General features: G+C 68.3%; 10 protein-coding genes. All 10 read right to left on the bottom strand.

The annotated features are described in order from the left end of the window. On the bottom strand, positions 1-1,412 hold a 1,412-nt coding region (locus tag N7333_RS22600; protein ID WP_279859413.1), incomplete at its 3' end, for an acetyl-CoA carboxylase biotin carboxylase subunit. Continuing rightward, positions 1,409-2,209: a gamma-carboxygeranoyl-CoA hydratase gene (locus tag N7333_RS22595; protein ID WP_129482312.1), complete on the bottom strand. Its 801-nt coding sequence runs from the start codon at positions 2,207-2,209 to the stop codon at positions 1,409-1,411. The genes N7333_RS22595 and N7333_RS22600, both read right to left, overlap by 4 nt. Before the next feature lie 75 nt (positions 2,210-2,284). Further along, complete coding sequence (locus tag N7333_RS22590) at positions 2,285-3,892, bottom strand: carboxyl transferase domain-containing protein (RefSeq protein WP_129482313.1); 1,608 nt, start codon at positions 3,890-3,892, stop codon at positions 2,285-2,287. 100 nt (positions 3,893-3,992) lie between these two features. Further along, positions 3,993-5,156 (bottom strand): isovaleryl-CoA dehydrogenase, encoded by a 1,164-nt coding sequence (locus tag N7333_RS22585; RefSeq protein WP_129482314.1) that lies wholly within the window; start codon positions 5,154-5,156, stop codon positions 3,993-3,995. 64 nt (positions 5,157-5,220) lie between these two features. Continuing rightward, positions 5,221-5,601 carry a MerR family DNA-binding transcriptional regulator gene (locus N7333_RS22580; RefSeq protein ID WP_129482315.1) on the bottom strand — a complete coding sequence of 127 codons (381 nt, stop codon included), beginning with the start codon at positions 5,599-5,601 and terminating at the stop codon, positions 5,221-5,223. Positions 5,602-5,673: 72 nt separating this feature from the next. Continuing rightward, on the bottom strand, positions 5,674-6,297 hold the full coding sequence (locus N7333_RS22575) for a TetR/AcrR family transcriptional regulator (protein WP_232531408.1): 624 nt from the start codon (positions 6,295-6,297) through the stop codon (positions 5,674-5,676). A 203-nt stretch (positions 6,298-6,500) separates the two neighbouring features. After that, the gene (locus N7333_RS22570) at positions 6,501-7,652 is read right to left on the bottom strand and encodes an acyl-CoA dehydrogenase family protein (protein WP_129482316.1); all 1,152 of its coding nucleotides are present in this window, start codon (positions 7,650-7,652) and stop codon (positions 6,501-6,503) included. A 15-nt stretch (positions 7,653-7,667) separates the two neighbouring features. Continuing rightward, positions 7,668-8,753 carry an enoyl-CoA hydratase/isomerase family protein gene (locus tag N7333_RS22565; RefSeq protein ID WP_129482317.1) on the bottom strand — a complete coding sequence of 362 codons (1,086 nt, stop codon included), beginning with the start codon at positions 8,751-8,753 and terminating at the stop codon, positions 7,668-7,670. Between the two features lie 2 nt (positions 8,754-8,755). Further along, a complete protein-coding gene (mmsB, locus tag N7333_RS22560) occupies positions 8,756-9,646 on the bottom strand; it encodes a 3-hydroxyisobutyrate dehydrogenase (protein WP_003239747.1) in 891 nt (296 codons plus the stop codon). A 36-nt stretch (positions 9,647-9,682) separates the two neighbouring features. Beyond that, on the bottom strand, positions 9,683-10,427 hold a 745-nt coding region (locus N7333_RS22555; RefSeq protein ID WP_279859411.1), incomplete at its 5' end, for an enoyl-CoA hydratase.

Genomic DNA, 10,427 nt, shown 5'->3' with positions numbered 1-10,427 from the left:
GCATCGGCCGCCAGTTGCCAGAAGGCCTCCGGCAGCTCGCTCGGCGGCGGCAGCAGCTGCGCCTCGTGACGCGGGATAAAGCCGGTGTCCAGCTCGGCGGCGGCGAAGGCCGGGTGGGCCAGCACGCGACGCAGGAAGGCCAGGTTGGTCTTGACCCCGCCGACCAGGGTTTCGTCGAGCATGGCGAGCAGGCGCAGGCGCGCTTCCTCGCGGTTCTCGCCCCAGGCGATGACCTTGCCGAGCATGGGGTCGTAGAAGGGCGAGACCACATCGCCCTGGGCCACGCCGCTGTCGGTACGCCGGCCGGGGCCGGCGGCAGCTTCGCGGTACAACTGCAGGGTGCCGGTGGCCGGGAGGAAGTCGTGGTCCGGATCTTCCGCGTACAGGCGCACCTCGATGGCGTGGCCGTTAAGCGGCACTTGTTCCTGCGTGATCGGCAGCGCCTCGCCGCGGGCGACGCGAATCTGCCAGGCCACCAGGTCCAGGCCGGTGATCAGCTCGGTGACCGGGTGTTCCACCTGCAGGCGGGTGTTCATCTCCATAAAGAAGAAGTCGCCGCGCTCGTCCAGCAAAAACTCCACGGTGCCGGCGCCGACGTAGCCGATGGCCTGGGCGGCCTTGACCGCCGCCTCGCCTATGGCGCGGCGCAGTTCGGGTGACAGGCCGGGGGCGGGGGCTTCTTCCACCACCTTCTGGTGGCGGCGCTGGATCGAGCAGTCGCGCTCGTTCAGGTACAGGCAGTGGCCGTGCCGGTCGGCGAATACCTGGATCTCCACGTGGCGCGGTTTGAGTACGTATTTCTCCACCAGCATGCGCGAGTCGCCGAACGACGACTGCGCCTCGCGCTGGGCGCTGGCCAGGGCCTCGGCCAGCTCGCTCTCGCGCTCGACCACCTTCATGCCCTTGCCGCCACCGCCGGCAGCGGCCTTGAGCAGCACCGGGTAGCCGATGCGCTCGGCGGCCTGGCGGAAGGTGTCGATATCCTGCGCTTCGCCGTGATAGCCGGGCACCAGCGGCACGCCGGCGGCCTCCATCAGCGCCTTGGCCGCCGACTTGCTGCCCATGGCGTCGATGGCCGAGGCGGGTGGGCCGAGGAAGATCAGTCCGGCTTCTTCGATGGCGCGGGCGAAACCGGCGTTTTCCGAGAGAAAGCCGTAGCCGGGGTGGATGGCCTGGGCGCCGCTGGCCCTGGCCGCATCGATCAGCTTGTCGATCAAGAGGTAGCTTTCCGCCGGCTTGGCGCCGCCCAGATTCACTGCCAGGTCGGCCTCGCGCACATGCCGCGCCGTGGCGTCGATGGCGCTGTGCACCGCCACGGTACGGATGCCCATGGCCTTGGCCGTGCGCATCACGCGGCAGGCGATCTCGCCGCGGTTGGCCACCAGCAGGGTGTCGATAGGCTTGAGGTTCATGCTTGTTGCTCCTGCCAGGCGGGCGTGCGTTTGTCGAGGAAGGCGCGCAGGCCTTCCTGGCCTTCGGCGCTGACGCGCAGACGGGCGATGGCGTTCTCGGTATAGCGGCGCAGGGCCGGCGTCAGTTCGCCGCTGCCGACTTCGCGCAGCAGGTCCTTGCTGGCGCGCATGGCCTGCGGGCTATTGAGCAGCAGGTTGGCGATCCAGGCCTCGGCCTGGGCATCAAGTTCGGCGGCCGGGCAGGTTTCGGCCAGCAGGCCCAGCTCGCGGGCGCGGTGGCCATCGAAGCGTTCGGCGGTCAGCGCATAGCGCTTGGCCGCGCGCTCGCCCAGAGCCTGGACCACGAAGGGGCTGATCACCGCCGGGGCCAGGCCGATACGCACTTCGGACAGGGAGAACAGGCTGTCCTCGGCGCCGATGGCCATGTCGCAGCAACTGACCAGGCCCACCGCACCGCCGAAGGCCGCGCCCTGCACCACGGCCAGGGTGGGGATCTTCAGGGCGGCCAGGTTGTACATCAGCTCGGCCAGCTCGCGGGAGTCGCTGAGGTTGGCGTTGTAGTCGAGCTCGGCGGCCTGCTGCATCCAGGCCAGGTCGGCGCCGGCGGAAAAGTGCTTGCCGCGGCCGCGCAGCAGCAAGAAGCGCAGGCTCCTGTCCTCGCCGACGGCGTCGAGGGCAAGAATCAGCTCGCGGATCATCGCGGCGTTGAAGGCGTTGTTCTTCTCCGGGCGGTTGAGCCACAGGGTGGCGAAGCCGCGCGGGTCTTTTGCAAGCTCGATAGTGGTGAAGTCGGTCATGGTCGATCCTGTAGGGTGCGCTGTGCGCACCAATTGCCGAGGTTATGGTGCGCACGGCGCACCCTACGGCGAGTTTTACATGCGGAACACACCGAAACGGGTCGGCTCGATCGGCGCATTGAGGCTGGCCGACAGGGCCAGGGCCAGCACCTCGCGTGTTTGCGCCGGGTCGATCACGCCGTCGTCCCACAGCCGGGCGCTGGAGTAGTAGGCGTGCGCCTGCTTCTCGTACTGCTCGACGATGGGCTGCTTGAGGCGCTGTTCGTCCTCGTCCGAATAGTGCTGACCGGCGCGCTCGGCCTGCTCGCGCTTGACCTGCACCAGCACGCCGGCGGCCTGCTGCGCGCCCATCACGCCGATCTTGGCGTTGGGCCACATCCACAGGAAGCGCGGGTCGTAGGCACGGCCGCACATGCCGTAGTTGCCGGCGCCGAAGCTGCCGCCGATGATCACGGTGAACTTCGGCACCTGGGCGCAGGCCACGGCGGTGACCAGCTTGGCGCCATGCTTGGCGATGCCGCCTTCCTCGTATTTCTTGCCCACCATGAAGCCGGTGATGTTCTGCAGGAACAGCAGCGGAATGCCGCGCTGGCAGGCCAGTTCGACGAAGTGCGCGCCTTTTTGCGCCGACTCGGCGAAGAGGATGCCGTTATTCGCCAGGATCGCCACCGGGTAGCCGTCGATGCGGGCGAAGCCGCACACCAGGGTGGTGCCGAACAGCGCCTTGAATTCATCGAACTGCGAGTCGTCGACGATACGCGCGATCACCTCGCGCACGTCGAACGGCTGCTTGGCGTCCGCCGGGATCACCCCGTACAGCTCCTCGGCCGGGTAGCGCGGGGCGATGGGCGCGCGGGCGTCGAGCTGGCCGAGCTTGCGCCAGTTGAGGTTGGCGATGCTGCGCCGGGCCAGGGCCAGGGCGTGCTCGTCGTCGTCGGCATAGTGGTCGGCCACGCCGCTGGTCTTGCAGTGCACATCGGCGCCGCCCAGCTCCTCGGCGCTCACCACTTCACCGGTGGCGGCCTTTACCAGCGGCGGGCCGGCGAGAAAGATGGTGGCCTGGTTGCGTACCATGATGGTCTCGTCGCTCATCGCCGGCACATAGGCACCGCCGGCGGTGCACGAGCCCATCACCACGGCGATCTGCGGGATGCCCAGCGCGCTCATATTGGCCTGGTTGAAGAAGATCCGGCCGAAGTGCTCGCGGTCGGGGAACACCTCGTCCTGACGCGGCAGGTTGGCGCCGCCGGAGTCCACCAGGTAGATGCACGGCAGGCGGTTCTCGCGGGCGATGGCCTGGGCGCGCAGGTGCTTCTTCACGGTCAGCGGGTAGTAGCTGCCGCCTTTTACCGTGGCGTCGTTGGCCACGATCATGCACTCGACGCCTTCGACCCGGCCGATGCCGGCGATCACCCCGGCGGCGGGCACCTCTTCGCCGTAGACCTCGTGGGCGGCGAGCTGGCCGATCTCCAGGAACGGCGAGCCGGGGTCGAGCAGGCGGTTGATGCGTTCGCGCGGCAGCAGCTTGCCGCGCGCGGTGTGGCGCGCCTGGGCCTTCTCGCCGCCGCCTTCGTGCAGGCGGGCGAGCAGGGCGCGCAGGTCGGCGACCTGCTCGAGCATGGCCGCGCTGTTGGCGGCGAACTCCGGGGAGCGGGTATTGATCTGGGTATGCAGGATGGCCATCTGGGGCGCTCCGATTTCTGGCTACCGTCTGTAGGGTGCGCCGTGCGCACCATGCCGTTGTTTTGGTGCGCACGGCGCACCCTACGGGGCGTTCCCGCGATCACTTGGTTTCGTTGAACAGCTCGCGGCCGATCAGCATGCGGCGGATCTCGCTGGTGCCGGCGCCGATCTCGTAGAGCTTGGCGTCGCGCAACAGGCGGCCGGCCGGGTACTCGTTGGTGTAGCCGTTGCCGCCGAGCAGCTGGATGGTGTCCAGGGCCATCCTGGTGGCCATTTCGGCGGTGTAGAGGATCACCGCCGCGGCGTCCTTGCGCGATTCCTCGCCGCGGTCGCAGGCCTTGGCGACGTTGTACAGGTAGGACTTGGAGGCGTTCATGCCGGCGTACATGTCGGCCAGCTTGCCCTGCACCAGCTGGAACTCGCCGATGGACTGCTTGAACTGCTGGCGCTCGTGCACGTAGGGCAGCACCACGTCCATGCAGGCGCTCATGATCCCGGTGGGGCCGCCGGAGAGCACGGTGCGTTCGTAGTCCAGGCCGCTCATCAGCACGCGCACGCCGCCGCCTTCGCTGCCTAGGATGTTCTCTTCCGGCACCTCGCAGTCCTCGAACACCAGCTCGCAGGTGTTGGAGCCCCGCATGCCCAGCTTGTCCAGCTTCTGATGGCGGGAGAAGCCCTTGAAGTCGCGCTCGACGATAAAGGCGGTCATGCCGCGCGAGCCGGCGTTGATGTCGGTCTTGGCGTAGATCACGTAGGTGTTGGCGTCCGGGCCGTTGGTGATCCACATCTTGTTGCCGTTGAGCACGTAACGGTCGCCGCGCTTCTCGGCGCGCAGCTTCATCGACACCACATCGGAGCCGGCGTTGGGCTCGCTCATGGCCAGGGCGCCGACGTGCTCGCCGGAGCACAGTTTGGGCAGGTACTTGAGCTTCTGCTCGTGAGTGCCGTTCTTGCGGATCTGGTTGACGCACAGGTTCGAATGCGCGCCGTAGGACAGGCCGACCGAGGCGCTGGCGCGGCTGATCTCTTCCATGGCCACCACGTGGGCCAGGTAACCCATGTTGGTGCCGCCGTATTCCTCTTCCACGGTCATGCCCAGCAGGCCCATGTCGCCGAACTTGCGCCACATGTCCATGGGGAACTCGTTGTCGCGGTCGATCTGCGCCGCACGCGGGGCCAGCTCGGCCTGGGCGAAGTGGTGGACGGCATCACGCAGCATGTCGATGGTTTCGCCGAGGCCGAAGTTGAGGGTGGGGTAGCTCATGGGACACCTTTTGTTGTCTTGGGGTGCGCCGTGCGCACCGGGTCGGTTGGGGGCGCGACGCACCCTACATGTCGGTTTCCGCCAGGGCTGCCAGGCAGCGCTCCTCGGCGGTATCGAGCTCCAGCTGCATCTGCCGGATGTCCAGCAACTGCTGCTCGAGCTGGGCGCGGCGTGCGGCGATCTTGTCCATGAAGGTTTCCAGCTGCTTGCGGTTGCCGCTGCTGGGGTCATAGAGGTCGATCAGCTCCTTGCACTCGGCCAGGGAAAAGCCGATGCGCTTGCCGCGCAGGATCAGCTTCAGGGTGACCAGATCGCGGGGGCTGAAGATGCGCTCCTGGCCGCGGCGCTCGGGGGCGAGCATGCCTTGCTCCTCGTAAAAGCGGATGGCGCGCGGCGTTACGTCCAGTTCGCGGGCCAGGTCGGAGATGGAGTAGGTGGTGGGCATCGGGGTGCTCTCGTTTACCTTTACGTTAACGTAAAGCTGGAGAAGCACCCCTGTCAAGTGCGGACGATGCCGTCAGAAGGCGTGAACGGCCATGCCAAGCGCGCCAGCCAACGCGCCCAGGACCATCTCCTGCTGCAGGCGCAGGCGGCTGGCGGGCTCGTCGCAGGCAGCCTGGGTCCAGGCCGGCAGCTGGTTGAGCAGCGAGACGATGGCCCGTACCGCACCGCGACGGACAGCGTCGGGCACCTGGCCGCACAGCGGCGCCACTGCCTGCAGCCAGTGCTGTTCGTAGCGCTCGCGCAGCTCGAGGATCTGCTCCAGCGGCTCGGGCGGCAGGCAGCACAGCTCGTATTCGGCCAGGCGAAAGTGCAGGGGCATGCTCTGGTGCAGCTGCAGGTGGCGTTCGAGCAGCGCGCGCAGCCGACTTGTTGCTTCGGGCTGGCTCTTGAGCAGTTGTTCGGCGCCCAGCGTCAGGGCGCTGTAGAACTCCTCGATGAACTCGAACAGCAGCGCTTCCTTGCTCTCGATATGGTTGTACAGCGAGCCTGCGGCAATACCCATGTGGGCGGCCAGGTCGCGCATGCCGACGCGACTGAAACCACGCTCGGCGAACAGCTCCAGCGCCGCGCGCTGGGCATCCTGATAGCGTATTCCGGCCTTGCTGCGCGGCGCCGGGCGTGCCACCGGGCTAGACACGGAACTGCTCCGGGGCGCGGTCCTCGGCCTGGGTGACGTTCTGGTTGATATCTTCGCTCACGTGGGCTTGCTCCAGGGTGGTGCTGGCGATGGATGTAGCGAGGTCGCCGAGATTGCGCAGCGCCTCGCCGGTGGCAGGTCGAGCACGGACAACTCCGCGGCAGGTTCGGCAGAAGGGCGGGTGCGTGGCGCCCGCCGTTGCGTCAGAGCGGGTAGTGCGCCAGCTCGCGGGCGATCAGCAGCCGCTGGATCTCGCTGGAACCCTCGTAGATCTGGGTGATGCGCGCGTCGCGGTAGTACTTCTCCACCGGGAAGTCCTCCAGGTAGCCGTAGCCGCCGTGGATCTGGATGGCCTTGGAACACACCCATTCGGCCATTTCCGAGGCGAACAGCTTGGCCTGCGAGGCCTCCGACAGGCAGCTCAGGCCGGCGCTCTTCAGCTGCGCGGCATGCAGGATCAGCAGGCGCGCGGCGTTGAGCCGGGTGTGCATGTCGGCCAGCAGGTTGGCCACGCTCTGGTGCTCGGCGATCGGCTTGCCGAACTGCACGCGCTCGCGCGAGTAGCCCAGCGCCGCCTCGAAGGCCGCGCGGGCGATCCCCAGGGCCTGGGCGGCAATGCCGATGCGCCCGCCCTCGAGGTTGGCCAGGGCGATGGCCAGGCCCTTGCCGCGCTCGCCGAGCAGGTTGTCTTGCGGAATTCGGCAGTCCTGCAGGGTCACCGCGCAGGTGTCCGAGGCCTTGATGCCCATCTTGTGCTCGCTGCGCTCGACCACGAAACCGGGCGTGTCGGTCGGCACCAGAAAGGCCGACAGGCCCTTCTTGCCCAGCGCCGGATCGGTGACGGCGAAGACGATGGCCAGCTGCGCACGCTTGCCGCTGCTGACGAACTGCTTGGCGCCGTTGAGCACCCAGTGACCGTCCTGCAGCAACGCCTGGGTACGCAAGTTGTTGGCTTCGGAGCCGGCCTGCGGTTCGGTCAGGCAGAAGCAGCCGATGGCCTGGCCGCTGGCCAGCGCCGGCAGCCAGGCGTCCTGCTGGGCCGCGCTGCCATACTTGAGCAGCGGCCCGCAGCCCACCGAGTTGTGGATGCTCATCAGCGCGCCGAGGGCGCCGTCGCCGGCGGAGATTTCCTCCACGGCCAGGGCATAGGCCACATAGTCGGTGTAGCTGCCGCCCCAGGCGTCCGGCACCACCATGCCGAGCAGACCTAGTTCGCCCATCTGCGCCACCACGGCGTCGTCGATCCAGCCGGCCTGCTCCCAGGCCTGGGCGTGGGGCGCCACCTCGCTGCGGGCGAAGTCGCGCGCCATGTCGCGGATCATGCGTTGTTCTTCGGTCAGTTGCAGATCGTTCATCATGTTCTCCTGCGCTCAGGCGGTGCGAAGGGGCTTGCCGGAGGCCGGGCGGAAGCCGTTGAAGAAGGCCTGCACCCGCGCCGGCGCCAGTTCATCCAGGGTGGGCGGGTTCCAGCGCGGTTGCTTGTCCTTGTCGATGATCAGGGCGCGCACGCCCTCCATCAGGTCGCCCTTGGCGAACCACTGATAGTCCAGGTGCAGCTCCAGGGCGAAGCAGTCGGCCAGGCTCAGGTAGCGGCCGCGGCGCAGCAGCTCCAGGGTCACCGCCATCGCCAGCGGTGAGCGGCTGTCGAGTACGCGCAGGGTTTCCTCGGCCCAGTCGCGCAGCTCCGGGCGATTCTCCCGGCGCAGCGCGTCGCGAATCGCCAGCAGGTCGGGCAGGGCGAAATGCTGGTCGATCGCCAGGCGCAGGGCCTTCAGCTCGGAGCCGGGGATGCGCACGGTGGCCAGCTCGGCGAGCAGTGCGCGCAGGTCCTCGCGGGGCGAGGCACTCCAATGCAGCTGGTCGAGACGGGTGTCCAGATCGGCAAGCCGCTCGCTGCCCAGGCAGTAATCGGCCAGGCCGGCGTAGAGCGCGTCGGCGGCGCGCACCTGCACGCCGGTGACACCCAGGTACACACCCAGCTCGCCCGGCAGGCGTGGCAGGAAGTAGCTGCCGCCGACATCGGGGAAGAAACCGATGCCGACCTCGGGCATGCCCATCCGCGTGCGCTCGGTGATCACCCGCAACGAGGCGGCCTGGGCCAGGCCCATGCCGCCGCCGAGCACGTAGCCGTCCATCAGCGCCACTACCGGCTTGGCGTAGCCGTGCAGGTATTCGTCGAGGGCGTATTCCTCTTCGAGGAACAGCACGTTCTGGTTGTCGCCGGCGCGCTGGCTCTCGTACAGCATGCGGATGTCGCCGCCAGCGCAGAAGGCCTTGCCGCCGGCGGCACGCAGGACCACGGCGACTATCGCCGGGTCCTGCTCCCAGGCCCACAGGTGGCGGCAGAGCAGGCGCACCATGGGCAGGTCGAGGGCGTTGAGGCCCTCGGGGCGGTTCAGCGTCAGATGGCCGATGCCGTTGCGCACCTCGGCCAGTACCGCTTGCTCCTGGCTCATGTTCAGGCTTCCCGACGGAACAGGTTGATGATCGCGGAGAAGTCCAGGCCGCCATGGCCCTGCAGGCTGAAGGTCTGGTACAGCTGCTGGGCGGTGGCGCCGAGCGGCACCGGCTGGCGCGCGTGGCGTGCGGCATCGGTGGCCAGGCCGAGGTCCTTGAGCATCAGGTCGCTGCCGAAGCCACCGCTGTAGCCGCGTGCGGCGGGCACGTTGTCCAGCACGCCGGGGAAGGGGTTGTACACCTCAGAGCTCCAGCAACGACCGCTGGAGGTGTTGATGATGCCGGCCAGCACCTTGGCATCCATGCCCAGGGCCACGCCCAGTGCCATGGCTTCGGCGACGCCGACCATGGAGATGCCCAGCAGCATGTTGTTGGCGATCTTGGCCACCTGGCCGTTGCCGGCGCTGCCGCAGTGCACCACGTTCTTGCCCATGGCCGAGAGGATCGGCAAGGCCTGGTCGAACACGCTGACCGAGCCGCCGACCATGAAGGTCAGGGTACCGGCCGCGGCGCCGCCGGTGCCGCCGGAAACCGGTGCATCGAGCATGGGATTGCCCTGGGCGGTGGCCAGGGTCGCCACCTCGCGGGCGCTCAGCGGGTCGATGGTGGAGCTGTCGATCAGCAACACGCCCTGGCCGACATGGGCCAGCAGGCCGTCCTTGCCCAGGTAGACCTGTTTCACGTGGGCGGCGGTCGGCAGCATGGTGACGATCACCTCGACCCCGGCCTTGGCCACCGCGGTGGGCGAGGCGGCGGCGCTGGCGCCGGCCTCCACCAGCGCGGCGACGGCCTGGGTGAAGGGGTCGAAGACGGTCAGGCTGTGGCCGGCCTTGAGCAGGTTGCGGGCCATGGGGGCGCCCATGTTGCCGAGGCCGAGAAATCCGATATGCATGGTGGATACTCCGTAGATGAGGGTGGCGGCAGCGATTCAGTGATGGCGGAAGTTCGGCGCACGCTTGGCGACGAAGGCCTGCATGCCTTCCTTCTGGTCGTGACTGGCGAACAGCGAGTGGAACAGGCGGCGCTCGAAACGCACGCCTTCGGCCAGGCCGATCTCCTCGGCTCGGTTGACGCATTCCTTGATCATCATCGCCGCCGGCAGGGATTTGCCGGCGATGCCGCGGGCCGCTTCCAGGGTGCGTTCCAGCAGCTCGGCGGCCGGCAGCACGCGGGCCACCAGGCCGGCGCGCTCGGCCTCTTCGGCATGCAGCTGGCGGCCGGTCAGGCACAGCTCCATGGCCTTGGCCTTGCCCAGCGCGCGGGTCAGACGCTGGGTGCCGCCGATGCCGGGGATCACCCCCAGGCTCAGCTCCGGCAGGCCGAAGCGGGCGGTGTCGGCGGCGTAGATGAAGTCGCACATCAGCGCCAGTTCGCAGCCGCCGCCCAGGGCGTAGCCGGCCACTGCGGCGATGATCGGCTTGCGCCGCGCGGCGATGCGGTCGGCGGCGGCGAAGAAATCGTCCAGGTAGATTTGCGGGAAGCCCTTGTCGGCCATTTCCTTGATGTCGGCGCCGGCGGCGAAGGCCTTGGCCGAGCCGGTGATGACCAGGCAGCCGACCTCCGGGTCGGCCTCCAGGCGGTCGAGGGCCTGGTTCAGTTCTGCGATCAGCTGGCTGTTCAGCGCGTTGAGCGCCTGCGGCCGGTTGAGGGTGATCAGGCCGACGCGCTCGCGC

Origin of the sequence: Pseudomonas sp. GD04158, from assembly GCF_029834875.1 — a bacterium.
Lineage (GTDB): Bacteria > Pseudomonadota > Gammaproteobacteria > Pseudomonadales > Pseudomonadaceae > Aquipseudomonas > Aquipseudomonas hydrolytica.
The sequence above is the reverse complement of the archived record's forward strand: the minus strand, read 5'-3'. Positions and strand labels throughout refer to the sequence as shown.

Excerpts from the sequence above, each read along its gene's own strand:
- N7333_RS22595 (WP_129482312.1), bottom strand. The coding sequence starts at position 2,209 with ATGACCGACTTCACCACTATCGAGCTTGCAAAAGACCCGCGCGGCTTC.
- N7333_RS22590 (WP_129482313.1), bottom strand. The coding sequence starts at position 3,892 with ATGGCCATCCTGCATACCCAGATCAATACCCGCTCCCCGGAGTTCGCC.
- N7333_RS22585 (WP_129482314.1), bottom strand. The coding sequence starts at position 5,156 with ATGAGCTACCCCACCCTCAACTTCGGCCTCGGCGAAACCATCGACATG.
- N7333_RS22580 (WP_129482315.1), bottom strand. The coding sequence starts at position 5,601 with ATGCCCACCACCTACTCCATCTCCGACCTGGCCCGCGAACTGGACGTA.
- N7333_RS22570 (WP_129482316.1), bottom strand. The coding sequence starts at position 7,652 with ATGAACGATCTGCAACTGACCGAAGAACAACGCATGATCCGCGACATG.
- N7333_RS22565 (WP_129482317.1), bottom strand. The coding sequence starts at position 8,753 with ATGAGCCAGGAGCAAGCGGTACTGGCCGAGGTGCGCAACGGCATCGGC.
- mmsB (WP_003239747.1), bottom strand. The coding sequence starts at position 9,646 with ATGCATATCGGATTTCTCGGCCTCGGCAACATGGGCGCCCCCATGGCC.